The 26,715-nt window shown below is 67.6% G+C and carries 20 protein-coding genes; 11 read left to right on the top strand and 9 right to left on the bottom strand.

Translation table 11 applies throughout. The features are described 5' to 3' along the window. Positions 1-157 precede the first annotated feature (157 nt). Both AZOLI_RS06685 and AZOLI_RS06680 read right to left on the bottom strand, forming a co-directional pair. Positions 158-2,359, bottom strand: coding sequence for a helicase-related protein (locus AZOLI_RS06685; protein ID WP_014247840.1), 2,202 nt, complete (start codon positions 2,357-2,359; stop codon positions 158-160). Continuing rightward, positions 2,356-3,177 carry a TrmH family RNA methyltransferase gene (locus tag AZOLI_RS06680; RefSeq protein WP_014247839.1) on the bottom strand — a complete coding sequence of 274 codons (822 nt, stop codon included), beginning with the start codon at positions 3,175-3,177 and terminating at the stop codon, positions 2,356-2,358. The genes AZOLI_RS06685 and AZOLI_RS06680 overlap by 4 nt, the downstream gene beginning before the upstream one ends. A 174-nt stretch (positions 3,178-3,351) precedes the next feature. On the opposite strand from AZOLI_RS06680, the gene AZOLI_RS06675 reads away from it, so the two are divergent. After that, a complete protein-coding gene (locus AZOLI_RS06675) occupies positions 3,352-4,446 on the top strand; it encodes a patatin-like phospholipase family protein (RefSeq protein WP_014247838.1) in 1,095 nt (364 codons plus the stop codon). A 154-nt stretch (positions 4,447-4,600) separates the two neighbouring features. Here AZOLI_RS06675 and AZOLI_RS06670 read toward each other — a convergent pair whose 3' ends face one another. Beyond that, positions 4,601-7,726 (bottom strand): efflux RND transporter permease subunit, encoded by a 3,126-nt coding sequence (locus AZOLI_RS06670; protein ID WP_014247837.1) that lies wholly within the window; start codon positions 7,724-7,726, stop codon positions 4,601-4,603. Positions 7,727-7,742: 16 nt separating this feature from the next. Next, entirely contained in the window at positions 7,743-8,894 is a 1,152-nt protein-coding gene (locus AZOLI_RS06665; RefSeq protein WP_244442544.1) for an efflux RND transporter periplasmic adaptor subunit, read from the bottom strand. A gap of 424 nt (positions 8,895-9,318) precedes the next feature. Here AZOLI_RS06665 and AZOLI_RS06660 point away from each other — a divergent pair, with 424 nt between their 5' ends. Beyond that, positions 9,319-10,389, top strand: coding sequence for a lytic transglycosylase domain-containing protein (locus AZOLI_RS06660; RefSeq protein ID WP_162488003.1), 1,071 nt, complete (start codon positions 9,319-9,321; stop codon positions 10,387-10,389). Between the two features lie 429 nt (positions 10,390-10,818). On the opposite strand, the gene AZOLI_RS06655 is transcribed toward AZOLI_RS06660, so the two are convergent. The 4 genes from AZOLI_RS06655 to AZOLI_RS06640 form a co-directional block, all read right to left on the bottom strand. After that, positions 10,819-12,045 carry a glycosyltransferase family protein gene (locus AZOLI_RS06655; protein WP_014247833.1) on the bottom strand — a complete coding sequence of 409 codons (1,227 nt, stop codon included), beginning with the start codon at positions 12,043-12,045 and terminating at the stop codon, positions 10,819-10,821. A gap of 4 nt (positions 12,046-12,049) precedes the next feature. Then, the gene (locus AZOLI_RS06650; protein WP_244442543.1) at positions 12,050-13,696 is read right to left on the bottom strand and encodes a glycosyltransferase; all 1,647 of its coding nucleotides are present in this window, start codon (positions 13,694-13,696) and stop codon (positions 12,050-12,052) included. Positions 13,697-13,765: 69 nt separating this feature from the next. Beyond that, entirely contained in the window at positions 13,766-15,334 is a 1,569-nt protein-coding gene (gene guaA / locus AZOLI_RS06645; RefSeq protein ID WP_014247831.1) for a glutamine-hydrolyzing GMP synthase, read from the bottom strand. A gap of 37 nt (positions 15,335-15,371) precedes the next feature. Further along, positions 15,372-15,950, bottom strand: a complete 579-nt coding sequence (locus AZOLI_RS06640) for a GNAT family N-acetyltransferase (protein ID WP_014247830.1) — start codon at positions 15,948-15,950, stop codon at positions 15,372-15,374. A gap of 271 nt (positions 15,951-16,221) precedes the next feature. Between AZOLI_RS06640 and lptG the strand changes: the two genes are divergently transcribed. From lptG to pdxA, 3 genes are all read left to right on the top strand, one after another. After that, on the top strand, positions 16,222-17,316 hold the full coding sequence (gene lptG, locus AZOLI_RS06635; RefSeq protein WP_014247829.1) for an LPS export ABC transporter permease LptG: 1,095 nt from the start codon (positions 16,222-16,224) through the stop codon (positions 17,314-17,316). A 185-nt stretch (positions 17,317-17,501) separates the two neighbouring features. Next, the gene (locus AZOLI_RS06630; protein ID WP_014247828.1) at positions 17,502-18,962 is read left to right on the top strand and encodes a peptidylprolyl isomerase; all 1,461 of its coding nucleotides are present in this window, start codon (positions 17,502-17,504) and stop codon (positions 18,960-18,962) included. Continuing rightward, positions 18,959-19,987, top strand: coding sequence for a 4-hydroxythreonine-4-phosphate dehydrogenase PdxA (pdxA, locus tag AZOLI_RS06625; RefSeq protein ID WP_014247827.1), 1,029 nt, complete (start codon positions 18,959-18,961; stop codon positions 19,985-19,987). The genes AZOLI_RS06630 and pdxA overlap by 4 nt, the downstream gene beginning before the upstream one ends. Positions 19,988-20,057: 70 nt before the next feature. Here pdxA and AZOLI_RS06620 read toward each other — a convergent pair whose 3' ends face one another. Further along, the gene (locus tag AZOLI_RS06620; protein ID WP_044550588.1) at positions 20,058-20,660 is read right to left on the bottom strand and encodes a LabA-like NYN domain-containing protein; all 603 of its coding nucleotides are present in this window, start codon (positions 20,658-20,660) and stop codon (positions 20,058-20,060) included. 305 nt (positions 20,661-20,965) lie between these two features. Here AZOLI_RS06620 and rpoZ point away from each other — a divergent pair, with 305 nt between their 5' ends. The 6 genes from rpoZ to rnc all read left to right on the top strand — a co-directional run bounded on the left by rpoZ (position 20,966) and on the right by rnc (position 26,613). Next, a complete protein-coding gene (gene rpoZ, locus AZOLI_RS06615; protein WP_014247825.1) occupies positions 20,966-21,400 on the top strand; it encodes a DNA-directed RNA polymerase subunit omega in 435 nt (144 codons plus the stop codon). Positions 21,401-21,545: 145 nt separating this feature from the next. Further along, positions 21,546-23,705: a RelA/SpoT family protein gene (locus AZOLI_RS06610; RefSeq protein WP_014247824.1), complete on the top strand. Its 2,160-nt coding sequence runs from the start codon at positions 21,546-21,548 to the stop codon at positions 23,703-23,705. A gap of 141 nt (positions 23,706-23,846) precedes the next feature. Continuing rightward, positions 23,847-24,596, top strand: a complete 750-nt coding sequence (locus AZOLI_RS06605; RefSeq protein WP_014247823.1) for a pyridoxine 5'-phosphate synthase — start codon at positions 23,847-23,849, stop codon at positions 24,594-24,596. After that, complete coding sequence (gene acpS, locus AZOLI_RS06600; RefSeq protein ID WP_014247822.1) at positions 24,593-25,063, top strand: holo-ACP synthase; 471 nt, start codon at positions 24,593-24,595, stop codon at positions 25,061-25,063. The genes AZOLI_RS06605 and acpS overlap by 4 nt, the downstream gene beginning before the upstream one ends. After that, complete coding sequence (lepB, locus tag AZOLI_RS06595; RefSeq protein WP_014247821.1) at positions 25,060-25,827, top strand: signal peptidase I; 768 nt, start codon at positions 25,060-25,062, stop codon at positions 25,825-25,827. The genes acpS and lepB overlap by 4 nt, the downstream gene beginning before the upstream one ends. Next, a complete protein-coding gene (gene rnc / locus AZOLI_RS06590; RefSeq protein WP_014247820.1) occupies positions 25,828-26,613 on the top strand; it encodes a ribonuclease III in 786 nt (261 codons plus the stop codon). Positions 26,614-26,715: the final 102 nt, after the last annotated feature.

Genomic DNA, 26,715 nt, shown 5'->3' with positions numbered 1-26,715 from the left:
AGTGTCCAATCGATGCTTCGCAACATCGCAATAGGGAATATCTATCGATATGGTGGCACTGCCGGAGCAGGTCCAGTTCAGAACAACGGGAAAATCACTTCGTTCGCAGCGCAGCAGTGCCATGCGGACGAATTTTGCCGGGAACCATCCGCGGTCCTCACCGTCGGCGCGGACCGAAGCGCTTGCGCGGGGCTCCACGGAAGCCGGCGGCAGGCGGCGGCTCTCGGTGGCGGGCGCGGGAGGCGAGGGCTTCCGACAAACGCTGGCCGATGGCGTCGCGGGCGCTGCGCACGCGGTCGCGGTCGGGCAAGGAGTCGGGGAACTTGCGCGACGCCCAGAAATAGAGGTCGCAGGTCCGGGACGCCGCTTCCAGCACATTGGCGGTCAGCCCGTCGAGCCGGGCCGGGATCAGGCGCGCAAGCGGCAGGACCTCCCCTGCCTCCACCGCGTCGAGGATGGCGGCGAAGACCTTGGCATCCTCCGGCTCCTCCAGATCGGCCGGGGCGAGCAGCAGCTCCAGCTTGGCGGCGAGGGCCAGCCGCCGGGCGTCCAGCATCGGCGCGGCGCGGTGCAGGGCCGACAGATCGGCCAGCCGGAAGGGGGAGCCGGCAGTTTCCGCGGTACCGAAACACTCCACCAGCAGGCGCGTCTCATCGCTGTCGATGTGGGAGGCGAGGCGGGCCAGCATGGCGCGGGTCGGGCGGACCGGCAGGGGGGCGTCGGCGCGCAGGCGGCGGTCGGGCGCCTCCAGCAGGCGTTTCAGGGCGGTGGGCGTGCCGCGGGCGATGACGCCGAAATGCCCCTCCTCGAACTGGCCGAAGCGGCCGGCGCGGCCGGCGATCTGCTTCACCTCCGTCGCGGTCAGCGGGCGGACACTGCTGCCGTCGAACTTCTCCAGCGCGGTGAACAGCACGCGGCGGCAGGGCAGGTTCAGGCCCATGCCGATGGCATCGGTCGCCACCACCACATCGGCCTCGCCCGACAGGAAGCGCGCCGCCTCGCGCCGCCGAACCGCCGGAGCCAGCGCGCCATAGATGGCGGCGACCGACAGGCCCTGTGCGAGCAGCGTGTCGCGGACGCTGTGCACCTCGCGGCGGGAGAAGGCGATCAGGGCGTCGCCGCGCTCCACCTCCGCCCAGTCCAGCCGGCGGTCGAGCATCGACAACGGGGTTTTGCGGTCGAGTTCAACCACCTCCAGCGCTTCGCCGAGATGGGCGGCGGCACGCTCCACCAGTGGGCGGACCTCCGGCGCGCCGAGGATGTAGACGGTTTCGGCCGGGACACCCATCAGCGCGGCGGTCCAGGCCCAGCCGCGCGCCGGATCGGCCAGCATCTGGATCTCGTCGATCACCGCCACTTCCACCGGGCGGTCGGGGTCCATCACCTCGATGGTGGAGGCGGTGTGGCGGGCGCCGGGGGTGCGAATCTCCTCCTCCCCGGTGATGAGCGTGGTCGGGGTGCCTTCAGCGTTCAGCCGCTCCATCACCTCCAACGCCAGCAGGCGCAGGGGAGCGAGATAAACGCCGTCGCGCGCCTCGCGCAGGGCCGTGATGGCGCGATGGGTCTTGCCGGAGTTGGTCGGGCCGATCACCAGAACCAGCCGGCGGTTCATGCCCCGCGCCACCGGGAACAGCCGCTCGAAGCGGGAGAAGTCGAAATGGCGGTCGACATAGGCCCGGCCGCGCGACTCCGCCCGGTCGCGGCGCCACTGGTCGTACTCGCGGTCCCAGCGGTCTAGCAACTCGTCGGCATCGGTGCGGTTGCGGGCGGCCTTGCCCAGCCGCTCGGCGAGACTGGCGAAGCCCCAATCGGGATCGTCGCCGGCCCGCTCGGCCAAGTCGCGCAGCCGGGTCGCCACGCGGGACAACGCATCGTCGAGTGCTGAGTGCAATGCCGGATCATGGTCGAGCCGTGCCGACAGTTCGGCATCGGACAGGTCCGACAATTCCAGCGCATCGAAGGTCCTGGACACCTGCAGCCGGATCGCGGGCGACAGGCCGGGCCAGGGCAACTCGTCGCTGCGCACGGCGCGGACGCGGGTGCGGTCCTCGCAGGACAGCAGTGCCGTATGGCTGCCGGCCAGCGCCCGCCTTCCCTGCGCCAGCAGCGCGTCGCGGCGGTGGGCGCGGTCGATGCGGCCGGTGATCTCCAGCAGGATGGCCTCCCGCCGCTCCGCCGGGACCAGCAGGTCGCGCTTGCCCTTGGGCAGCGGCAGGCCGAGCGGCACCAGTCCGCGCGCCTCGGCATCGGGCATCCGCAGCACGCCGGCGGCCCCCAGGGTCGTCACCTCCGGATGGGCGACGGCGAGGTCGTGGACCAGATGCGGGTCGGTCGCGTTCGTGTTGGCATCGTCTGTCATGGAACCTGTCCGGAAGCGATGTGGTGCAGCACGATGCCGCTGGTGGTCGCCACGTTGAGGGAATCGAAGCTGCCGGCCATCGGAATGCGGACGCTGCGGGCGCGGGCCAGCAGGGCCGGCGGCAGGCCCGGTCCCTCCGATCCGAACAGCAGGGCGGCGCGGCGCGGAGGCGTGAGGGCGGCCAGCGTCTCGGCACCGGCGGGGCTCAGCGCCACCGCCTCGAACCCGAACCGGTCGAGCAGGGCGAGCGGATCCTCGCCGATGCCAAGCTTCGCGGTCGGTACCAGCAGCGTCGCCCCGACCGAAACGCGGATCGCCTTGCGGTAGAGCGGATCGCAGCAGCCGGAATCGAGGATAACCGCATCGGCGCCGAAGGCGGCGGCGTTGCGGAAGATGCCGCCCATATTGTCGTGATTGCCGATGCCGAACAGCATCACCACGCGGGCGACCGGGCCGCAGGCGCCCAGCAGATCGGCCGCGGTGGGCAATTCGGTCCTCTCGCCGACCGCCAGGATGCCGCGGTGCAGGGGAAAGCCGGCGATGCGGTCGAGCACCGCTTGGGTGGCGGTATAGACCGGGGTGCCGGCGGGCAGCGCGGTCAGCATCGGTTCCAGCGCCTCCACCCGCTTGTCGGCGATCAGCAGCGAGCGGGCAAGGGTGCGGGTCGACTGGAGGAGGCTGCGCACCACCACCGCCCCCTCGGCGATGAACAACCCGTCACGGCCGACCAGATCGCGCTCCCGCACGTCGCGGTAGGGCTCGATGCGCGGATCCTCGGGGTCGGTGATGGGGATGACCTGATAGGGCGGGCTGGGCAAGGGGACACTCGGCGTCTGGGGTGTGCGCCTACTTAGTGCATAAGAAGGCTGCTTTCCAATACGGGGGCGGCCGGAGCGGCGCCAATCCTCTCCTTCCGTGGGCATACCCCCTTGCCGAAGCTCGAGCCTCCGCTCATGTTGCGGTGCAGCATCGCAGAGCGAGGACGTGCCGACATGACCATGATCCGCCGACTGTGGAACCGCGTGTGCGGCAAGCCCGCGACCGTCCAGCCGACAGCACCGGCGGAACCGCTGGAACTGTCGGGGCCCGGGCCGATGCTCGCCCTGCCGCCGCCGAAGCCCACGCTGGCGCTGGCGTTGCAGGGTGGCGGGGCGCATGGGGCCTTCACCTGGGGCGTGCTCGACCGGCTGCTGGAGGAGGATATCCGGCTGGTCGGCGTCAGCGGCGCCAGCGCCGGGGCGATGAACGCGGCGATGCTGGTGCAGGGCTGGGCGCGGGGCGGCCCGGATGGCGCGAGGGAGGGCGCGCGGGCGGAACTGGCGAATTTTTGGGAGCGGGTGAGCGCCGCCGGCCGGCTGGGTCCGATCCGGCCGAACCTGGCCGACCGGCTGCTCGGCCGCTGGAACGTCGACAATGCGCCGGGTTCGCATCTGGTGGAGTGGGCTAAGCGCTGGATCACGCCCTATCAGACGCAGTCGGCGGATTTCCACCCCCTGCGCGGCCTGCTGGCCGAGACGGTGGAGCCGGAGCTGATCCGCCGGAGCGGGCTGCGGCTGTTCGTCAGCGCCACCAATGTGCGCAGCGGTGCCCTGCGCCTGTTCGACGAGACGGAGGTCGAAGTCGATCATCTGCTGGCCTCGGCCTGCCTGCCGCACCTGTTCCGTGCGGTGCGGATCGACGGGCAGGATTACTGGGACGGCGGCTATCTCGCCAACCCGCCGCTGTCGCCGCTGGCGGAGGCCTGCCCCGGTGCCGACCTGCTGGTGGTTGCGATCAACCCCTTCACCTGCGCCACCACCCCGCAGGATCCGGCCGGCATCGCCGCCCGCCTGAACCAGATCACCTTCAACGCGGCCCTGCTGCAGGAACTGCGCTGCCTGTCCGCGCGCGCCGCCGCCCCGCGCCTGCATCTGATCGATGCCGACGAGCATCTGCAGGATCTGGGCGTCTATTCCAAGCTGATGACCGACTGGAGCTTCCTGAACTGGCTGCGCGACGCCGGGCGGGAGGCGGCGAGCCGGTGGGTGGAGCAGAATCTGGGGCGTGTCGGCACCGAAAGTTCCGCGCGGACGCCGGCCCTGGCGTGACGCTCTGTCGAGCTATCATTCCACATACGAGTTTCTCGGCCGTCATTCCCGCGAAGGCGGGAATCCGGCCACTTCAGCCGCTTCATTGCGGAGCTTCCTGGATCCCCGCCTTCGCGGGGATGACGCAAAGTCCCTTTGGTTCCAAAGGCTTAATTCACTCCGCCGGGTGCTGCTGCGCGTCGGGATCGGTGTGGGCGAACCAGCGCTTCATCCGGCGCGACAGGACATCCAGATAGGTCAGCGCCACCGGCACCACCAGCAGCGTCAGGATGGTGGAGGACAAGAGGCCGCCGATCACCGCATGGGCCATCGGCGCCCGCTGCTGCGCGCCCTCGCCGATGCCGAGCGCCAGCGGGATCATGCCGAAGATCATCGCCGCGGTGGTCATCACGATGGGGCGCAGGCGGATGATGCCGGCCTCCACCAGCGCATCGTGCAGGTCGGCGCCGCGCTTGCACGCCTGGTTGGCGAAATCGACCAGCAGGATGGCGTTCTTGGTCACCAGACCCATCAGCATGATGAAGCCGATGGCGCTGAAGATGTTCAGCGTCGAACCCGCCGCCAGAAGCCCCAGGAACACGCCGACCAGCGACAGCGGCAGCGAGGCCATGATGGCGAGCGGCTGCAGGAAGCTGCCGAACTGCGAGGCCAGGATCAGGTAGATCAGGATGACGGCGAGCGCCAATGCCTGCGCCGCGTAGCTGCTGGTCTCCGCGATGTCCTTGGTGGAGCCGCCGAAGACGATGCGGTAGCCGGGCGGCAGCTCGATCTTCGCCAATGCCGCCTGCAACTCCCGCCCGGCATCGCCGGCGGCGCGGCCCTGGACGTTGGCCTGGACATTCACCTCGCGCTGCAGGTCGCGCCGGTTGATCTGCGAGGCGCCCAGCGTCGTCACCACCTCCGCCACCTGGGACAGCGGAATCATGCGCGGCGTGCCGTTGGCGTCCTTCCCGCCGGCAAAATGGATGCGGTCGAGGTCGGCGCGGCCGGCGCGGTCGCCCTCGGGCAGGCGGACCAGCACGTCGTAGCTTTCGCCGTCCGGCGCCTTCCAGCTCGACACTGTGTCGCCGGCGAACAACGGGCGCAGCGTGTCGGCGACCTTGGTGGTGCCGATGCCGAGGTCGCTGGCGATGTCGCGCTCCAGCCGTACGGCCAGAGTCGGCTTGGCCGCCTTCAGCGTGCTGTCGACGTCGACGAAGCCGGGGATGGCGCGCATGGCGCCGATGACCTTCTGCGACAGCCGGTCCAGCTCGGCGATGTCGCGGCCCTGCACCGACACCTGGATTTGCTTCTGCACGCCGCCGACGCCGGGGATGGCGATGCCGATGGTGACGCCGGGGATCGCCGACAGCCGTTCGCGCAGCAGTGGGGCGAGCTGGTTCGGGGACCGCTTGCGCTGGTCGATGGGGGTGTAGCGCAGATAGATGCTGCCGCGGTTGTGGCCGATCGCTACGCCGGTGTTGACGGTGCTGTAGGTGTAGGCGATCTCCGGGAACTCGCGGATCGCCGCCTCCACCTGCTTGGTCTTGGCGGTGGTGGTGGCGAGCGAGGAGCCGACTGGGGTCTCCACCTCGACGATCTGCTCGCCCAGGTCGGCGGCCGGCACGAACTCCACGCCGATGCGCGGCACCAGCAGGAAGCTGCCGAAGAAGATCGCCAGCGCCACGATCATCACCAGCAAGCGGCGGCGCAGGCCCCAGCGCAGCAGCCGGCCATAGCCGTGCGAGACGGCATTGAACCCGCGCTCGAACCAAACCGCGAAACGGCCGAAGATGGAGCGGCCATGCTTGCCGTGGGCCGCCGGGTCGTACCACACGCTCGACAGCATCGGGTCGAGCGTGAAGGACACGAACAGCGAGATCAGCACAGCCGCCGAGACGGTGATGCCGAATTGCAGGAAGAAGCGGCCGATGATGCCGCCCATGAAGGCGACCGGCAGGAACACCGCGACGATGGTCAGCGTGGTCGCCAGCACCGCCAGCCCGATCTCCGCCGTGCCGTCGAGCGCGGCCTGCCGGTGGCCCTGGCCGCGGGCGAGGTGGCGCATGATGTTCTCGCGCACCACGATGGCGTCGTCGATCAGGATGCCGATGGCGAGCGACAGGGCCATCAGCGTCATCATGTTCAGCGTGAAGCCCATCGCCGCCAGCATGCCGAAGGTGCCCAGCACGGCGACCGGCAGGGTCAGCGCGGTGATGACCGTGCTGCGCCAGGACCCCAGGAAGACCATAACGATCAGGATCGTCAGGATGCCGCCCTCGACCAGGGTCTTCTGCACGTTGCTCAGCGAGTTGGTGATCCCGCGGGAACTGTCGCGCACCACCGCCAGCGTAACGTCGGGCGGCAGCGAGCCTTTGGTCCGCAGATCCTGGATCGCCGCATGCAGGCCGCGCGCGACCTCCACCGTGTTGGCGCCCTGGACCTTCACCACATCGACCGCCAGCGCCGGGTTGCCGTTCAGCATGGCGGCGGAGTCCTGCTCCTGCTGTCCGTCGATCACCTCGGCGACCTGACCGAGGCGAACGGGGCTGTCGCCGCGGCGGGCGACGATCAGGTCCAGCAGATCGCGCGGGTTGCGCACGCGCCCTTCCACCTGCACCACGCGTTCCCGCCCCTGGCCGGTGACGGTGCCGGCGGGCACGTCCTGGTTCTCGCCGCTGACGGTGGCGATCACCTCGTCGACGCCGACGTTGAGGGCCTCCAGCTTCTCCGGCTTCAGGCGCACCAGGATCTGGCGCTTCACCCCGCCGGCGATGGTGGCCTTGCCGACGCCGCGGACATTCTGCAACCGCTTCAGGATGATCTGGTCGGTCAGCGTGGTCAGGTCGCGCAAGGTCCGCAGGTCCGACGTCACCGCGATGGACAGGATCGGCTGGTCATCCGGATTGAAGCGGGTGATCTGCGGGTCCTTCACCTCGTCCCGGAAGGTTGCGCGGATGGCCGAGACCTTTTCGCGCACATCCTGCAGCGCCTGGACCGAGGAGGTCTTCAGGTCGAACTCCGCGATCACCACCGACTGGCCTTCGTAGGAGCGTGAGGTCAGCGTCTTGATGCCGGCGATGGTGTTGATCGCATCCTCGACCGGGCGGGTGATGTCGGTCTCCACCGTCTCCGGGCTGGCGCCGGGATAGCTGGTGCTGACCACCACCACCGGGAAATCCACGTCGGGAAACAGGTCGACGCCCAGCCGGTTGTAGGAGAAGAGGCCGAGCACCATCAGCGCCACCATCATCATGGTGGCGAAGACCGGGTTGTCGACGCTGATGCGGGTGATCGGCATGGGGCTTGTCCGCGGTTCAGGAGCCGGCGACCGCGACGGCGCGGCCGGCGGTCAGGCCGGGCAGGTTGCCGGTGACGACCCGGTCGCCCGGTGCCAGCCCCTCCACCTGCACCAGATCGCCGCGCGCCCATTGGGCCACCCGCGTGACCGGGCGGCGCACGGTGCGGCCGTCGGCAATCGCCAGAACGAAATCCCCCTGGTCGTCGTGGCGGATGGCGACCGGCGGCACCGCGATGGCGCCCGATGCCTCCGCCACCAGAACCTCGCCGCTGGCGAACATGCCGCCGCGCAGGGCACCGTCCCTGTTGTCGACCGTCACATAGACCGGGATGGCGCGCGACCCCGCCTGCGCCATCGGATTGATGCGGGCGACGCGGCCGGCGAACTCGCGCTCGCCAAAGCCCTCCACCCGCAGGCGGGCGGTCTGGCCGACGGCCAGCCTCGCCACCCGCTCCGCCGGGACGGTCGCCTCCACCTCCACCCGCGAGAGGTCGACGATGGTGAACATGCCGGCATTCACCGCCAGATTTTCGCCCGGATTGACCGAGCGTGTGGCGACCATCCCGTCGATCGGGCTCACCACCACCGCATCGCGCAGGGCCTTGCGCGCCAGTTCCACCTGGGCGGCCAGCGCGTCCACCTGCGCCCGCTGGAAACCGAAGCTGCTTTCCGCCTGATCCAGGCTGGTGTCGGAGACGATGTTGTTGCGGTTCAGCGTGCGGTTCTTGGCCAGCGTCTTCTCCGCCAGGACCAGCTGGGCACGGGCGCCCTCCAGGTTCGCCTGCTTCTCGCTCAGGCGGGCGGCGAGTTCGACCGTTTCGAAGCGGGCCAGCACCTCCCCCCGGCGCACGGCCTGCCCCTCGCGCACCGGCACCTCGGCCAGCCGGGCCGCCACCTCCGCCTTGACCGCCGACTGCTCCATGGGAGAGACTGAGCCGCTGAGGCGGACCGTCTCGGTCAACTTGCGGGGGGCGACGGCGGTCACCTCCAGCGCCGACAGTTCCACCGGGCGCTCGCCGGCAGGCACGGGCGGGGCGGTGGAGGGCGCGGCCGGGCCCTGGGTCCGCCACAGGGCCAGCCCACCGACCGCCACCAGCAGAACGACGAGCCAGCCGAGCCAGCGCAAGCGCCGCGGACGGGGTGGGGGAGGGGCGTCGTCCTGCGGCAATGGCCGTTGCGGTTTGAGCGGCTGAGGGGCCGGGGGGACTGTCCGTTGCGGGGCGGTCATCATGCTCGATCCAGTTCGGCCAGGCCTGCGTGGTCTTCAGTGTCGACGCCCGCAATGTCGGTACCAGTTGAGGGCGCGGCCGTCGCTCTCCATTAAGGGTGGCGCCGATGTTCCGTCAAGGTTCCCATTGTCGCGGCCTGTGCCCGGACTGTCCTGCTCGAAGGGACAGCCAACATAGGCATACAGACATTTGCCGAAAATCCTAATTGTCCACCTCAGAGCAAGGGATCAATAGGGCTTTTTTGGGGCATCTTCGGGACAGGATTCGGAAAACGGTGGCGTTGTCGCTTGACAGCCGTGGGCTATACATCGAAAAGCGATCCATCTCTTGTCCCGCCGGCGCCAACAGCACGGAAATTCCCTAGTGGTCAAACGGAACCTCGCGACGATCCACGCCGCCGGAGCTATGCTGTGCCTCGCGCTCGGCCTCGCCGGCTGTGCCACCGAAGCGCCGCAGGTGCAGACGGCACCCTCTGTCGAAGCAGCCTACATACCCGACCCGAACGATCCGCTGTCGCGCTGGGTCCCGCTGATCCGCGAGGCCTCCCAGCGCTACGACATGCCGGAAAAGTGGATCCGTGCGGTGATGATGCGGGAGAGCAACGGCCGCGCCACCAACCGGAACGGCAAGGTTCTGACCAGTTCCGCCGGGGCCATCGGCCTGATGCAGGTGATGCCCGGCACCTATGAGTTGATGCGGGCGCAATACGGCCTCGGCCCCGATCCGTCCGATCCGCGCGACAACATCATGGCCGGCACCGCCTATCTGCGCGAGATGTACGACCTGTTCGGCGCCCCGGGATTCCTTGCTGCCTACAATTGCGGACCGGGCTGCTATGCCCAGCATCTGGCCGGCAAGCAGCGCCTGCCGCGCGAGACCAAGCTGTATCTGGCCGCGCTGACCCCGGTGCTGCGCGGCTCCGCCCCCCGTGAGCCGTCCTTGGCGGCCGGTGCCGGCGCCATCGAGATCGCGGTGGTGCCGGACGACGCGCCGAAGCCGCGCGGCGGCCAGCCGGCGGCGCCTGCTCCGCAACAGTCCGAGCCGGCGCCGGTCGTGGTCGCCTCCGCCGAAGCCCCGGCGTCCCGGGCGGTCGAACCGCGCCGGATGGAGCCGCGCCCGGCGGAACAGAAGGCCGCGGAGCCGGTTGCGGCTCCGATCCCGGCTGCTGCGCCGATCGTCGTCGCGTCGCTGCCGCACCCGGCCGCCGCACCCGCCATGCCGGTCCAGGTCGCAGGATCCGAGCCGCGCCCGGCCCCGTCGACTCACCGGGTCAGTCCGCAATTCACCACCCAGGTCGCCGAAGCCCTGCTGCCCCCGCAGTCGGTCGGCAAGGGGGAACGCGTGGTGATGCGCTTCGTCTCGCAGCGTGCCGATGGCTGCGGCAGCCTCGCCGGTCGCGACCGCGCCTGCGTGGCGCTGGCGGACGCACAGTAACGGGGACGGACATAGCAAAGGCGGGCGTGCAGCCCCGCCCCAAAGTCAGAAGAGGGCGGGTCGCGTACGCGATTCCGCCCTCAAGCTTGAGCGGAACATTTTTTTGCCCTCTTGCGGTCGGATTTGATCCGCATCACTTACGGGTCGCCTCGTCACTGGCATAACGGTGTGATGGACAGGTCCGAACACACATCCAGCCCATATCCTCCCTGCAGTTGCTGCGGGGAAGACGTTCTGCTCGGCGAGCCCATGTACTGGACTCCGGAGCGGCCGGGACATGTCTGGCACGATCTCTGCGCCCAAAGGGAGGGGTTGCTTCCCGCCAGTCCGAAGCCGATCCGCGGCAGGCGGCGCGGCACCAAGCCGGGTACCCGGTCACCGGCCGCCGAACCGCTGTTCTGAGGTCGGCCCTCGTGACGGGATTTCCGCTCAGGTCTGCATGCGTGCGATAATCCTTGGCAAAATACCGGTGAGGGCTAAAGATTCGTATGCCCAGTTCAGATGGGCCTTGCGCAGCTTCTCACGGTGGTCGGGATCGACTGCCAGCCTTGCCAGGACCCGCACCGCGTCGGCTTCATCGATGAAGGTAAGCTCCTGCTCATGCGGGCCGAAGAGTTGCGCGGCATCGGTATGCCGCCAACCGACCAGCAGCCCATTCCGTTTGATGATCTCCAGGGTTCTGGGAAAGACAGCGGTGTCATAGGCGAGGCTGCCGAAATCCAGGCAGGCGGCAGCGCTTCCGTATGCGTTCCGCAGAGCGGAGGACACGGGGCCTGCATCTATACCGAGACGCTCCCAGCCATTGCCCCAGAGGGAGAAGGTCTCCCCGAAGGCACGGCGGATGGCGGCAGAGAATCTGCGGCGATTCTCCACCGAAAATGCAATGGTGAAGGCGCGGTTAAAGCGGAGTATCCAGCCTGGATCCGCCGACCGCTCGGCCAATCCGCACAGATCCATTGCCTGAATCCGATTCAACTCTGGCCTTTCCATCATGAAACCGGCAACAGTCGCGGTTGCGACGGAGATTGACTGGTCTGAGAACTCGGGTCCGGTCGGAATGTGCTCCGGCCAGCCCTGTCCCAGATAGAGGATTCGGTTCCGGACCAGCGCCTCGCCCTCTGCGGCATCGGCCTCACCCTTCATAGCCGCATAGGGATGGCGGACCAGCCCTGTATCGTTCAGAGACATCCACCGCTTGTAGAGATCGGACGTGCCGTCCGCCGATCGTGCGGTGTAGATCCAGCGATGCACGCCGAGCGGCTCGTAAAATATGCGCGACAAACCCATTCGATTCGCCTGTTGCGCCGCTGCCGGACACATGCACCACATGAAGACACTCTGCCGATCCATCCACTGATCGATTTCCCTGATCTCCTCCACCGTTCGGGCACCGATCTCCTCGACCGGGTGGTTCAGGCAGATGTGGACCACTGCGGGCCGCTTGCCGAAGCTTGCGACATACGCCAGCAGCATCTCGATGGTGTCGCGCGGAATCTGAAAGAGGTTCAGTACGAGCAGGGCATCGATGGGACGGTCGATGATGTCCTGCGAGATGTCCGGCAGGGCCAGCACCGATTCGTGGCCAAGGTCGATCAGTGCAGCATGGAGCGACCACAGGACTTCGGAGGTGCCGTGGCCACACAGGAGGAAACGCACGGGCTCAACTCCTTAAACGATACAGATCGACAGCCTCGTCCATGTACACGGGGAGTTGGTTCGGATCGGATTCTTCCCGCTTCACCGCGGCGAAGCGGCTGCGTGCATCTTCACGGCTTCGGGACAGAAGGACCGGTTGGGCAGCCAGTGCAACCGACCTTTCGATGAAGGCGTCGTCGTCGCTTACCAGGAACCCAGGTCCGGCGATGCTTGCCACGTCGCCGCTGTCGAAGGCCAGGATCGGCAGCCCGGATGCCAGCGCATGGGCCGCGCTGCCGCCGCCGCCTGTGCGACGGGGATTTAGAAAGACGTCGCACAGACGAAGGAGTGCGCCGATGCGTTCGACATGGCCGAGGCAGCGGAACCGCGCTGCATGGCGGGAGTCGGCGAGACGCTTGGGCAGTGTATCGACAGGGCCGGCGAACAGAACCTCGCCATGTGGGACCGCATCCAGCACCTGCTCCAGCAGCGCAATGAACGCGGTATCCACCTCCGTGTCCAGCCGGTTGCCGACGACCACATACAGGAAGGCGTCGTCCGCAGCGCCGAACTCCGCCCGCGAGGCCACATCGTCATCCTGCCGCAGCGCCATTCCCAGCCTGAACGGCCGCCAGGAGCGGGCCAGCCGGCCGTCGCCCGGCGGAACCGTCCGGCCGCCGTAGTCCAGGACGATGTCGGCGAGCGAGATGGTCTGGCCGCTGGTGGTCGGAATGCACAACAGCGGCCGGGTGGCGACCAGCAGATCCGCGACGATCACCGATCCGCCGAAGGCGATCACCAGATCGGGGTCGAACTCCTCCACTGCTGAGAAGAAGCCATTGAGCTTTCCCGCGGTGATGCCGGGTGCGGTGGAGGACAGGAGACGGACGGTATCGTTGCCGAACCGGATCGTCTGGTCGCCGGACAGCCTCTCTTCCACCGCGGCGGCGAAGGGGGGGATGAAGGGGCTGTGATAGCGGTCCGGCATCATGTTGGTGTTCAGCGCCAGAACCGTCCGGCCCAATTCCCGCTGCAACCGGACCACCTGGGTCAGCAGGTCGCGCGATGGTTGGTGCTGGTCGGACAGGAACTGGTTGGTGACCATGACGACCCGGCCGGTCGCGGGCTTCCCCACCGGTCTCGCTGCCGGTGCCAGTCCCAGCCGAAGGGAAATCTGCGTCAGGAACCGCTCGTAGAACGGCAAAACCCGTCCAGCTACGAAGTCCGGAACGGACGTCATGTCCATCCGCATCAGGAACAGCTGGCGCTGCATGCTCCAATAGATCTGGTTGATGCCGTCCAGGGGCGCCAGATCGAGCACATTGTCCAGCATGTCGAGAATGCGCGAATAACGGCCCAGATCACCGGAAACATAGGCCAATGCCGATTCCCGGAGGATGGGGTCCAAATCGGCCGTGGCACCGTCAAGCGCGGCCATCGCCTCGATATCGCTGCCGAGACCGGCCACACGCGCGGATTCGCAGGCTTGGGAGATGTCCCTCAATGCTTCACCGGTGCCGGCCGGTCCATGCAGGCGGGCGATCAGATCGTGCAGGATGGCGGCGCGGGAACTGGACTCGTCCATCTGGCACTCCTTCGACCTACGCACCGAAGCGCCGGCTTTGCGAGTGATGACGATGCCGGCCGACCAGCGGCACCGCCCGAACAGCATGAAAAGGCCCGGACAGCATGACGGCCCGGCGGGTCGATCCGCCGGGCCGGTCTTAACGCGCGTCCCGCCTCATTCCCACTCGATGGTGCCGGGCGGCTTCGAGGTAATGTCGTAGACCACGCGGTTGACGCCGCGGACCTCGTTGACGATGCGGTTGGACACGCGCGCCAGGAAGTCGTGGGGGAAGGGATACCAGTCGGCGGTCATGCCGTCGGTGGAGGTCACGGCGCGCAGAGCCAGCACATGGTCGTAGGTGCGGCCGTCGCCCATCACGCCGACGGTGCGGACCGGCAGCAGCACGGCGAAAGCCTGCCAAATCGCGTCATAGAGGCCGGCGTTGCGGATCTCCTCCAGATAGATCGTGTCGGCCTTGCGCAGGATCTCCAGCTTCTCCGGGGTGATCTCGCCGGGGACGCGGATGGCGAGGCCCGGGCCGGGGAAGGGATGGCGGCCGATGAAGGCCGGCGGCAGGCCGAGTTCGCGGCCCAGAGCGCGGACCTCGTCCTTGAACAGCTCGCGCAGCGGCTCGACCAGCTTGAGCTTCATCCGCTCCGGCAAGCCGCCGACATTGTGGTGCGACTTGATGGTGACCGACGGGCCGCCGGTGAAGGACACGCTCTCGATCACGTCGGGATAGAGGGTGCCCTGGGCCAGGAACTCAGCCCCGCCGACCTTGGCGCTCTCCTCGTCGAAGACGTCGATGAACAGGCCGCCGATGATCTTGCGCTTCTGCTCCGGATCGGTGACGCCGGCCAGCTTGCCCAGGAACAGGTCGGATGCCTCGCGGTGGACCAGCGGGATGTTGTAGTGGTCGCGGAACAGCCGCACGACCTCTTCCGACTCGCCGGCGCGCATCAGGCCGGTGTCGACGAAGATGCAGGTCAGCTGGTCGCCGATGGCCTCATGGATCAGCACGGCCGCGACCGACGAATCGACGCCGCCCGACAGGCCGCAGATCACCTTGCCGGTGCCGACCTGGGCGCGGATCTTCTCGATGGCCTGCTGCTTGAAGGCGGCCATCGTCCAGTCGCCCTCGATGCCGGCGACGCGGTGGACGAAGTTCGCCAGCAGCTGGGCGCCGTGCGGGGTGTGGACCACCTCCGGGTGGAACTGCACGCCATACATGCGGCGGCTGTCGTCGGCGATGGCGGCGAAGGGGGCACCGTCGCTGACCGCCACGGCGCGGAAGCCGTCCGGCAGCGCGGTGACGCGGTCGCCGTGGCTCATCCACACCTGTTCCTTCGACCCGATCTCCCACAGCCCGTCGAACAGGGCGCAGGGCTCCTTGATCTCGATGAAGGCGCGGCCGAACTCGCGGTGGTCGGAGCCGGAAACGGTGCCGCCCAGCTGGTGGCACATGGTCTGCTGGCCGTAGCAGATGCCGAGCACCGGGACCTTCAGGTCGAACACCGCCTGCGGCGCGCGCGGGCCGTTCGCCTCGGTGACGGAGGCCGGGCTGCCGGACAGGATGATCGCCTTCGGGTCATACTCGCGGATGCGCTCGTCGCTCATGCCGAAGGGGTGGATCTCGCAATAGACACCGCTCTCGCGCACGCGGCGGGCGATGAGCTGGGTGACCTGCGACCCGAAATCGAGAATGAGGACGCGTTCGGCGGAAAGGGAAGCGGCGCTGGACATCGGCGAATCCTGATGCGTGGGGACTCAAGGCCCCTCACTACCGCACCTCCGGCCCCGCCGACAAGCGTGCAAGCGGCGTCAGGTCGCGCCAGCCATAGGCGATTTCCACCAGATCGGTGTCGGCGAAGCGGATCGGGCGCTCCGCCACCTTGATCCCGCCCAGCCGCTCGTAGAACCAGCGCGACGGGTTGTCGCGCAGGCACCACACCGCGGCGGAGCGGACTCCGGCGGCCAGGAAGCGGTCGGCCATCGCCGCCATCAGCCGCCGCCCGATGCCGTAACCCTTTGCGTCGTCAAGAAGATAGAGCGCATGGAACTCGCCCGCATGGCCCTGCACCGCGACCCGCCGCGTGCCGAAGGAGGCGATGCCGACGATGGTGCCGGGCGCCGCGATCAGGCCGGCGACATCGACCGCGACGAAGGCGCCCTGACCCGGGCCGCGCATTTCGGCGATGGCTGCCCAGCGCTGCGCGGCGGGCGGCTCGGACAGGTTGACCAGGAATTGCGCCGGGATCAGGCCGGGGTATGTCGACCGCCAGCTCTGCACATGGACGCGGGCCATGCCGGCGGCGTCCGACGCCCGTGCCTGGCGGATTGCGACCGTGGTGTCCGTCATCGACCGACCCTCCCGTGCAGCCTCTGTATCGATAGTTTGGATCGCCCATGCAGGAAGTCCAGCCGGAAAAGGAGGCGGGAATTTGACGCTGCCGATGCCGCCCCGAGGCGGTTGCCGTCCCCGCCCAGTTGTCATCGCTGTGCAACGGGGGTAAACAGCCGGAACCTGTTCCGGCGGGTGCCGCGACCGGCCCATCGGCCGCGGTGGCCCGCCAGTCCGTCCCAAGCGCCATGCCGGCGCGCCGGGCGGGGCTCCGGAGACCGGACACCGCATGTATTCCTCGCCAACGCTTTCCCGTTACATCGGCCGGCAGTTCATCGTCTGGTTCTGCCTGCTGATGGTGATCCTGCTCGCCATTGTGCTGCTGCTGGACACGGTTGAACTGCTGCGCCGCGCCGGCAGCAAGCCCAACGTCACCTTCGGGCTGGTGATCCAGATGGCTCTGCTGAAGCTGCCGGAGATCGGCCAGCAGATCTTCCCCTTCGTCGTCCTGTTCGCGGGCATGTTCACCTTCTGGCGGCTGACCCGCAGCGCAGAGCTTGTGGTGGCGCGCGCGGTCGGCGTGTCGGCCTGGCAGTTCCTGATGCCGGTGATGTTTGCCGCCGCCGCCATCGGCGTGGTGAAGGTGACGCTGATCAACCCGGTCGGCGCGGTGTTCGTAGCCAAATACGAACAGCTGCAGGACCGATACCTGAAGCTTCAGTCGAGCACGCTGAACATCTCCCGCTCCGGCCTGTGGCTGCGCCAGACCAACGAGAAGGAACAGTTCTTCATCCATTCGGAGCTGGTGAACCCGGTGACCTTCGAGCTGTCGAACGTCATCGTCTTCCTGTTCGACGCCGACCAGACCTATCTGGGCCGCATCGACGCCCCCAGCGCCGTGCTGAGGGACCGCAAGTGGGAATTGCAGGATGCCATCCTGAACCGGGCCAAGAAGGATCCGGAGCTGCTGGACACCTACACCATCCCGACCGAACTGGACATGACGACCATCGAGGAGAGCTTCGCCCCGCCGGAGACGATCTCCTTCTGGGAACTGCCGCGCTTCATCCACACGCTGGAGACCACCGGCTTCCCCGCCGTGCGCCACCGGCTGCATTACCAGTCGCTGCTCGCCCAGCCCTTCCTGTTCCTGGCGATGGTGCTGTTCGCCGCCGCCTTCTCGCTGCGGCTGCCGCGGCGGGGCGGGACGATGGCGATGGTCACCGGCGGCGTGCTGACCGGCTTCGTGCTGTTCGTGATGACCGACGTGGTGCGCACCTTCGGCATGTCGGAAACGATCCCCATCGTCATGGCCGCCTGGAGTCCGGCCGGAATCAGCCTGCTGCTGGGCACCGCGGCGCTGCTGCATCTGGAGGATGGCTGAGACGCGGGGCCGCGGATCCCCTGCCGGGAAGGGTGGGTCCATTCGCCGCAAAGCGCGGAATTATCCCTGTCGGTCATAATTCCGCCCCGTTGGTTTTGCATTGAAAGGGCGAGGTCCGATTCCGTTTGCATGGGGCACCGGCCCCACCGTAATAACGGGCGACCCGTTTTTGGAGCTTGAGCACCATGTCGAGTTTGCGAGCCGTCCGGACCACCGTCGCCGTGGCGACCGCCTGCGCGCTTCTGGCCCTGCCCGCCGCGGCGCAGTCCAGCAAGGCGGCCGCCGGTGCCGTGGCGCCGAGGACGGGCGACGAATCCGCCCGCCCGGCACGGGCGCCGGGGGCGGAAGGCATCGCCGCGGTCGTGAACGACGAGGTGGTGTCAGTCTCCGACGTCAATGCCCGCATCCGCATGGCCCTGCTGAATGCCGGCGCCGCCGGCAACCCGGACACGATCCAGCGCCTGACGCCGCAGGTCATGCGCCTGCTGATCGACGAGCGGCTGCAGATGCAGGAGGCCAAGCGCCTGGGCATCACGGTTTCGGCCGCCGAGATCGACGAGGCGATCAAGCGCATCGCCGAACAGAACCGGCTGAACGGCCAGCAGCTTCAGGACATGCTGAAGCGGCAGAACGTGCCCGTCTCCACCCTGAAGGACCAGATCCGTGCTCTGCTGGCCTGGCAGAAGGTGATGCAGCGCCGCATCCGCCAGGAGGTGGTCGTCGGCGAGGACGAGGTCGACGCGGCGATGGAGCGGCTGAAGGCCAACATCGGCAAGCCCGAATATCTGGTCGCCGAGATCTTCCTGGCGGTGGACAGCCCCGACCAGGACGACGAGGTGCGCCGCAACGCCGAGCGTCTGGTGGAAGAGGTGAAGCGCGGCGGCAATTTCGCGGCGCTGGCCCGCCAGTTCTCGCAGTCCGCCGGTGCCGCGTCGGGCGGCGATCTCGGCTGGGTGCGCAGCGGCGAACTGTCGCCGGAAGTCGACAAGGCGCTGTCGGGCATGCGCGGCGGCCAGCTTTCGACGCCGATCCGCACGGCCACCGGCTATCACATCCTGCTGGTGCGCGGCCAGCGGCCGTTCGGCAGCAGCGGCGGCGAGGTGCCGATGCCGGCGGCCCAGCCGGCGGCTCCCCGTCCGCAGCCGCGGCCCGACGTGGCCAAGGCCACGGTCAACATGAAGCAGATCATCATTCCGATCGAATCCCCGGATCAGGCCAAGGCCGTCAAGGAGCAGGCGGAAAAGCTGCGGAAGTCGATCAAGAGCTGTGGTGACTTCCAGGCGCGCGCCAAGGAAACCGGCATGCCGGAGTCTGGCGACATGGGCACCATGCGCGTCAAGGACATGGCGCCGGGCCTGCAGAACCTCGCGCTCGGTATTCCGCTGGGGCAGGCCAGCCCGGTCCTGATGAGCCAGGCCGCGGCGGTGATCCTGATCGTCTGCAAGCGCGACGTGCCGATGATCCAGCCGCCGCCGCAAGCCCAGCCCGCTCCGCCGCCGCCTGCCGCGCCGACTCCGATCAAGGAAGCCAAGCTGCCGGCCCGCGAGGAGGTTGAACGCGACCTGATCAACGAGCGGGCCGAACTGCTGTCGCGCCGCTACCTGCGCGATCTGCGCCGTAGCGCCTTCATTGAGACGCGCCTGTGACGGCCGCCCTGCCGGACAGCCTGCCGCTGGCCCTCACCATGGGTGAGCCGGCAGGCGTCGGCGGGGACATCACCCTCAAGGCCTGGGCGGCACGCCATGAAGCGGCGGTGCCGCCCTTCGTCGTCCTGGACGACCCCGACCGGCTGAGTGCGCTGGCGGCGAGGCTGGGAATGGCGGTACCGGTCCGCGAGGTCGCCTCCCCCGGCGAAGCGGTGGACCTGTTCGCTCAAGCCCTGCCGGTCCTGCCGGTGCGGCTCGGCAACCCGGTCGTCGCCGGCGCCCCCGACCCGGCCAATGGTGCGGCGGTGATCGCCAGCATCGACCGCGCGGTTGCCCTGGTGCAGGCGGGGCAGGCTGCCGCCGTGGTCACCAACCCCATTCAGAAATCGTCGCTCTATGCCGCCGGTTTCCGCCATCCCGGCCACACCGAATATCTCGCGCATCTGGCCGGCCTGACCGAGGAGCCGATCATGATGCTGGCCGCCGCCGACCTGCGGGTGGTGCCGGTCACCATCCATGTGTCGGTGCGCGATGCGGTCGACCTGCTGACCACGGACGCCATCATCCATGCCGGCCGCATCACCGCGGCGGCGCTGGTTCGCGACTTCGGCATCGAAAGGCCCCGGCTGGCGGTCGCCGGCCTCAATCCCCATGCGGGGGAGGGCGGGGCGATGGGGCGCGAGGAGATCGACGTCATCGCGCCCGCCATAGCGGTGTTGCGCGCCGACGGCATCGACGTGTCCGGTCCGCGTCCGCCCGACACCATGTTCCACGCCGCCGCCCGCCGCGGCTATGACGCCGCGCTGTGCATGTACCACGATCAGGCGTTGATCCCGGTCAAGACGGTGGATTTCGACAGCGGCGTGAACATCACGCTGGGCCTGCCCTTCGTCCGAACCTCGCCAGACCACGGCACGGCCCTGGACATCGCCGGGACCGGAGCGGCGAATGCGACGAGCCTGATCGCGGCGCTGAAGACCGCGGACGGGATGGCTCGAAACCGGCAGAAGCCGGCCACCCACTGAACGCCGTTTCCGGAAAACGAAAAAGGAGCGCTGGAGCGCTCCTTTTTTTATGCCGACTTCGCTACCCGTATCAGCCGCGGTCGTCCGGATCGTACATCGTCGGGCCGCTCTGATGATCGTGGTGCGAAGGCGCCTGATCGCGGTGATGATGGGTGCGGGCGATGAAGGGCGCCAGCTCCTGCAGTTCGATGAAATTGTCCGCCTGTCGGCGCAGTTCGTCGGCCACCATCGGCGGCTGCGAGCGCACCGTGCTGACGACGCTGAAGCGCACACCCTTGCGCTGCACCGCCTCCACCAGCCGGCGGAAATCGCCGTCGCCGGAGAAGAGCAGGATGTGATCGACATGGTCGGCCATCTCCATCACGTCGATGGCCAGCTCGATATCCATGTTGCCCTTGATCTTGCGCCGGCCGGACGCGTCGGTGAACTCCTTGGTCGGCTTGGTCACCATGGTGTAGCCGTTATAGTCGAGCCAGTCGACCAGCGGACGAATCGGGGAATATTCCTGATCCTCGACCAGTGCCGTATAGTAGAAGGCGCGCACCAGCCGCCCTTCCCCGGCAAAGCCGTCCCGCAACCTTTTGTAATCGATGTCGAAACCCAATGATCGCGCAGCGGCGTAAAGGTTGGCGCCATCAATAAATAGGGCGAGACGTTCTTCCTTGTAAAACAACTTGCTGACGTCACGCGGCAAAGTCGAATTTCGGTCCAAAGTTATAATCCTCTCATCGCAGCTTGTGGAAATCTGACGGAACATGCGCAAAAGCTCGCGTTCCAATTTTGAAATTTAGTGTATTACGCGAAAACATACAAGGGGGCAACACCCGCCGACTTGATTGCCGGCAGCCTTGGCAGTATGCCGGCGCGGCTCGCGGCCGTTCCTCTGGCGCAATGCAGCAGCGCTGTCGTTCGCGCTTGCACCTATCGGGCCACATCCATATAGTCTAGAGCCTCCTATGAATCCGGAGTTCGTCTGGCATGGCCCGCGTTACCGTTGAAGATTGCGTCCTGAAGGTTCCGAACCGTTTCGAGCTGGTCATGATGGCTGCCCAGCGCGCCCGCGAGGTCGCGAGCGGCGCTCCGCTGTCGATCGACCGCGACAACGACAAGAACCCGGTGGTCGCCCTGCGCGAGATTGCGGACGAGACGGTCTCGCTCGAATATCTGAAGAACGCCCTGATCAAGGGCCACCAGAAGCACGTCGAGCCGGACGAGCCGGAAGAAGAGATCGTCGAGCTGATGGCCGGCGAGAACGATTGGGCCGCCCGCGGCAACACCTCGCTGGGCGATGAAGACGGCATGAGCGAGAGCGACGGCGAGGAGTTGAGCGAGGACGACGACGTCGCCGCCGACATGGACGCCGAGCCGGGCGCCGGTTTCGCGATGACCGAGGATCCCGACGGAGACCTCTGATTCTGGACAACGACCGTAGGACCCGGAGGGGGCGCGACACCGTCCCCTCACCGATGAGAAAGGCGGGGAGCATCCGGCTCCCCTTCGGTTCGAACAGAACCTCCACGAACACATCAGAGGCGCCGCGCGCGCCGGGTCGGGCCGCATGATCCGGCAGTACGAGCTTGTCGAGCGCGTCAAGGCGTATGATCCCAACGCCGACGAGGATCTCCTCAACCGCGCCTATGTCTATTCCATGAAGGCGCATGGATCGCAGACGCGCGCGTCGGGCGATCCCTATTTCCTCCATCCGCTGGAGGTCGCCGGCATCCTGACCCAGATGAAGCTGGACGCCGGCACCATCGCCACGGCGCTGCTTCACGACACGGTCGAGGACACCGTCGCCACGCTCGAGGATATCGAGCGGGTGTTCGGCAAGGAAATCGCCCGGCTGGTCGATGGCGTGACCAAGCTGTCGCGGCTGGAGTTGAACAGCGAGCAGGCCAAGCAGGCGGAGAATTTCCGCAAGCTGGTGCTGGCGATGTCGGAGGACATCCGCGTCCTGCTGGTGAAGCTGGCCGACCGGCTTCACAACATGCGCACGCTGTTCCACCTGAAGAAGCCGGAAAAGCGCAAGCGCATCGCCCGCGAAACCATCGAAATCTACTCGCCCTTGGCCGAACGCATCGGCATGCACAAGATCAAGGACGAGCTGGACGACCTTGCCTTCGCGGAGCTGAACCCCGACGCGCGCGACAGCATCCTGGCCCAGCTGGCGCGCCTGCGGAACGAAGGCGAGAACCGCGTCCAGACCATCATCACCGAGCTGCGCGAACTGCTGGCCTCCGAAGGGCTGCCGGACGCCACGGTGTCGGGGCGCGAGAAGTCGGCCTATTCGATCTGGCGCAAGCTGCAGCGCAAGAATGTCAGCTTCGAACAGCTGTCCGACATCATGGCCTTCCGCATCACGGTCGGCTCGGTCGGCGAATGCTATCAGGCGCTGGGCGTTGTCCACGCGCATTATCCGGTCGTGCCGGGGCGCTTCAAGGACTACATCTCCACGCCCAAGCCCAACGGCTACCGCAGCCTGCACACCGGCGTGATCGGCCCCGGCCGCAACCGGATCGAGGTGCAGATCCGCACCCAGGACATGCACGAGATCGCCGAGCTGGGCGTCGCCGCCCACTGGGCCTATAAGCAGGACCACCAGCCGCGCCCGAACGGTGGCGAGTACCGCTGGCTGCGCGAGCTTCTGGACATCCTGGAGCATGCGCAGAAGCCGGAAGAGTTCCTGGAACACACCAAGCTGGAGCTCTTCCAGGACCAGGTGTTCTGCTTCACGCCGAAGGGCGACCTGATCGCGCTGCCGCGCGGCGCGACGCCGGTCGACTTCGCCTATGCCGTCCACTCGCAGGTCGGCGACCATTGCGTCGGCGCCAAGATCAACGGCCGCATGCTGCCGCTGCGCACCCAGCTGCAGAACGGCGATCAGGTCGATATCGTCACCTCCAAGGCGCAGACGCCGGTTCCGGGCTGGGAACGCTTCGTCGTCACCGGCAAGGCCCGCGCCCGCATCCGCAAGTTCCTGCGCACCCAGCAGCGCGCCCAGTACATGGAACTGGGCCGCGGCATGCTGATGCGGCAGTTCAAGTCGGAAGGCTACGAGTTCACCGAGAAGGCTCTGGAGGCCGCCACCAAGATCTTCCAGCAGCCGACGGTCGACGACCTGATGGCGGGTGTCGGTTCCGGCCTGCATTCGGTGCGCGAGGTCTTCCACGCAGTCTTCCCCGGCCACAAGGCTCAGGCCGCCCCCGCCGTCCGCGAGGCGGAGGAAAGCACGCCGAAGCCGAAGGCGAAGGCACGCAAGGAATCGGCTCTGCCGATCCGCGGCCTGATCCCCGGCATGGCCGTGCATTACGCCCGTTGCTGCCACCCGCTGCCCGGCGACCGCATCGTCGGCATCGTCACCACCGGCAAGGGCGTGACGATCCACACCATCGACTGCGAGACGCTGGAGAGCTTCCACGAATCGCCGGAGCGCTGGATCGACGTGTCGTGGGAGACCGGGCCGGATTCGCCGGAGGAGCATGTCGGCCGCATCAGCGTCGTCATCGCCAATGAACAGGGCTCCCTCGGCACTCTGTTCACGGTGATCGGCAAGAATCAGGGCAACGTCATCCATCAGAAGATCACGAATCGCAGCACCGACCATTTCGAGCTGCTGATCGATATCGACGTGAAGGACGCCAAGCACCTGACCAACATCATGGCCGCCCTGCGTGCGACACCGGCCATCCATTCGGTGGAGCGGGCTCGGGGGCGCTGAACACCCCGTCATTCGACGGTGAAATCCCTGTCATCCGCAGGTGCATCGGTCAGTTCGGCGTGACGGAACGCCGGTGCACCGCTATATAGACGGAATCGCTCCCGCCCGTTCCGGCGGGCGGCGACGCTTTGGAGTCCGTGCATGTCCCGTTTCCTGCGCCTTGGCGTGAACATCGACCATGTGGCGACCGTCCGCAACGCACGCGGCGGGGCGCACCCCGATCCGGTGCGTGCGGCGAGGCTGGCCATCGAGGCCGGGGCCGACGGGATCACCGCCCATCTGCGCGAGGACCGGCGCCACATCGTGGATCGCGACATCGAACGGCTGATGGCCGAGATCGACCGTCCGCTGAACTTCGAGATGGCGGCGACCGACGAGATGCTGGCCATCGCGCTGCGCCACAAGCCGCACGCCGCCTGCCTTGTCCCGGAAAAGCGCACGGAGGTGACGACGGAAGGCGGGCTGGACGTGATCGGCCAGCACGATCATCTGGTGCGCCCGGTGGGGGAGCTGAGCGCTGCCGGCATTCGCGTCTCGCTGTTCATCGACCCGGAGCCGGCTCAGCTCGACGCCGCCAAGCGGCTGGGTGCTCCGGTGGTCGAACTGCACACCGGCGCCTATTGCGACGCCGTCGAGCCGGCGGAGCGCGAGGCGGAACTCGCCCGCATCGTCCGCGCCGCGGCCCATGCCGAGGCGATCGGGCTGGAATGCCATGCCGGCCATGGCCTCAGCTACGACACCGTCGGCCCGGTGGCGGCGATCCAGACTATCGTGGAACTGAACATCGGCCATTTCCTGATCGGCGAGGCGATCTTCGTCGGTCTGACCAACTCCATCGCGCGCATGCGCAAGGCCATGGACACGGCGCGAGCCGCGGCGGCCTCCGCATGATGATGTCCGGCACCATTCTCGGCATCGGCAACGACCTGATCGACATCCGACGGGTCGAGAAGTCGCTGGAGCGCTTCGGACAGCGCTTCATCGACCGCATCTTCACCGAGATCGAGCAGGCCAAGTCCGAGCGCCGCGCCGGTTCCGCGGCGAAGAACAACGCCCGCGCTTCGACCTACGCCAAGCGCTTCGCCGCCAAGGAGGCCTGCTCCAAGGCGCTCGGCACCGGCTTTCGCGACGGAGTGTTCTGGCGTGACATGGGGGTGGTCAACCTGCCGTCGGGCCAGCCGACCATGCGCCTGACCGGCGGGGCTTTGGCCCGGCTGGAGGCGATCACGCCGCCGGGCATGCGCGCCCGCATCCATGTGACGCTGACCGACGAATACCCGATGGCCGAGGCCTTCGTCGTCATCAGCGCCGAACCGATCGAGTCTGCAATGCCCACCAACACGGCGACCCCAGAATGACCCTTCAGAAAGAAACGGCGTCCAACGCCAAGAACAAGGAATCCGGGTTCGTCGAAACCGTGAAGACGGTGTTCTTCGCGGTTCTGATCGCTTTCGGCGTGCGGACTTTCGCGTTCGAGCCCTTTAATATCCCGTCCGGGTCGATGATCCCGACATTGTTGATCGGCGACTACCTGTTCGTGTCGAAGTTCAGCTACGGCTACAGCAAATACACGGTCGGCTTCGGCCTGCCGCTGTTCGAGGGCCGGATTCTGGGCTCTCAGCCGGAGCGGGGCGACGTGGCGGTGTTCAAGCTGCCGCGCGACAACAAGACCGACTACATCAAGCGCGTCGTCGGTCTGCCCGGCGACAGCATCCAGATGATCGGCGGCATCCTGCACATCAACGGCCAGCCGGTGAAGCGCGAGCGGATCGAGGATTACGTGACCACGGATTCGCTGGGCCGCAGCATCCGCACCGCGCAGTTCATCGAAACCCTGCCCAACGGCCGCAGCCACCGCATCATCGAGGAGTCGGACAACGGCCCGCTCGACAACACGCCGGTGTTCAAGGTTCCGGCCGGCAACCTGTTCATGATGGGCGACAACCGCGACAACTCGCTGGACAGCCGCGTGCCGTCGCAGGTCGGTTTCGTTCCCATCGAGAACATGGTCGGCCGCGCCGAATTCCTGTTCTTCTCGCTCGACGAGGGCACGCGCTTCTATGAGATCTGGCGCTGGCCGGTCGATCTGCGCTTCAGCCGCCTGTTCAACGGAGTCCGGTAAGTGTCCACCGTCACCAACGCGCCCGCCGATACGGGTGCCGGCTCCGAAACCGAAACCGACGGCGCCGTCCAATCCGCCGATGTGGTGGAACTGGCGCACGCGCTGGGTCATGACTTCGCCGACCTGTCGCTCCTGCGCGATGCGGTCACCCACCCCAGCCTGATGGGGCTGGAGCGGGCCGGCCGCAAGTCGCACAAGGGGCCGGGCATCGCCTATGAGCGGCTGGAATTCCTGGGCGACCGCGTCGTCGGGCTGGTCGTCGCGCAGTGGCTGCTGGAACGCTATCCCAACGAACGCGAGGGCGCGCTCGCCAAGCGGCATGCCGCGCTGGTGCGCCGGGAATCGCTGGGCCGGGTCGCCGACACCATCGGGCTGGGCGCCTATCTGCGCCTGTCGCCGGCGGAGGCGTCGAGCGGCGGGCGCGAGAACCGCACCATCCTGGGCGACGCCTGCGAGGCGGTGCTGGGCGCCATGTATCTCGACGGCGGGCTGGAGCCGGTGACGCGCTTCGTCCGGCAAGCCCTGGCGGGCGAGATCGACAAGGCGACGCCGCCGCCGCTGGACAGCAAGACCACGCTGCAGGAATGGGCGCAGGGGCGCGGCAAGCCGCTGCCCCGCTATGAACTGATCGAACGCAGCGGCCCGGCGCATGAGCCGCTGTTCGTTGTTGCTGTGCATGTGGCGGGCATGGATCCGGTCAACGGGTCCGGCTCGTCCAAGCGCATCGCGGAAAAGAAGGCGGCCAGCGCATTGCTGCGCCAGGTGGGAGTACAGGTCGATGACTGACGGTCGCGACGACATCGACAAGATGCAGAACGAGACGCCCGGTTCCGAAGCAATGGAGCCGGCGCGTGAGTCCGTGGCCCCGGAGTCCGAAAAGGACGATGA

It is taken from the genome of Azospirillum lipoferum 4B, from assembly GCF_000283655.1.
Lineage (GTDB): Bacteria > Pseudomonadota > Alphaproteobacteria > Azospirillales > Azospirillaceae > Azospirillum > Azospirillum lipoferum_C.
The sequence above is the reverse complement of the archived record's forward strand: the minus strand, read 5'-3'. Positions and strand labels throughout refer to the sequence as shown.

What these genes read in the sequence shown, in the direction of transcription:
- AZOLI_RS06685 (WP_014247840.1), bottom strand. Translation starts at nt 2,359, where the DNA reads ATGACAGACGATGCCAACACGAACGCGACCGACCCGCATCTGGTCCAC.
- AZOLI_RS06675 (WP_014247838.1), top strand. Translation starts at nt 3,352, where the DNA reads ATGACCATGATCCGCCGACTGTGGAACCGCGTGTGCGGCAAGCCCGCG.
- AZOLI_RS06670 (WP_014247837.1), bottom strand. Translation starts at nt 7,726, where the DNA reads ATGCCGATCACCCGCATCAGCGTCGACAACCCGGTCTTCGCCACCATG.
- AZOLI_RS06650 (WP_244442543.1), bottom strand. Translation starts at nt 13,696, where the DNA reads ATGCTGTTCGGGCGGTGCCGCTGGTCGGCCGGCATCGTCATCACTCGC.
- guaA (WP_014247831.1), bottom strand. Translation starts at nt 15,334, where the DNA reads ATGTCCAGCGCCGCTTCCCTTTCCGCCGAACGCGTCCTCATTCTCGAT.
- AZOLI_RS06640 (WP_014247830.1), bottom strand. Translation starts at nt 15,950, where the DNA reads ATGACGGACACCACGGTCGCAATCCGCCAGGCACGGGCGTCGGACGCC.
- lptG (WP_014247829.1), top strand. Translation starts at nt 16,222, where the DNA reads ATGTATTCCTCGCCAACGCTTTCCCGTTACATCGGCCGGCAGTTCATC.
- AZOLI_RS06630 (WP_014247828.1), top strand. Translation starts at nt 17,502, where the DNA reads ATGTCGAGTTTGCGAGCCGTCCGGACCACCGTCGCCGTGGCGACCGCC.
- rpoZ (WP_014247825.1), top strand. Translation starts at nt 20,966, where the DNA reads ATGGCCCGCGTTACCGTTGAAGATTGCGTCCTGAAGGTTCCGAACCGT.
- AZOLI_RS06610 (WP_014247824.1), top strand. Translation starts at nt 21,546, where the DNA reads ATGATCCGGCAGTACGAGCTTGTCGAGCGCGTCAAGGCGTATGATCCC.
- AZOLI_RS06605 (WP_014247823.1), top strand. Translation starts at nt 23,847, where the DNA reads ATGTCCCGTTTCCTGCGCCTTGGCGTGAACATCGACCATGTGGCGACC.
- acpS (WP_014247822.1), top strand. Translation starts at nt 24,593, where the DNA reads ATGATGATGTCCGGCACCATTCTCGGCATCGGCAACGACCTGATCGAC.
- lepB (WP_014247821.1), top strand. Translation starts at nt 25,060, where the DNA reads ATGACCCTTCAGAAAGAAACGGCGTCCAACGCCAAGAACAAGGAATCC.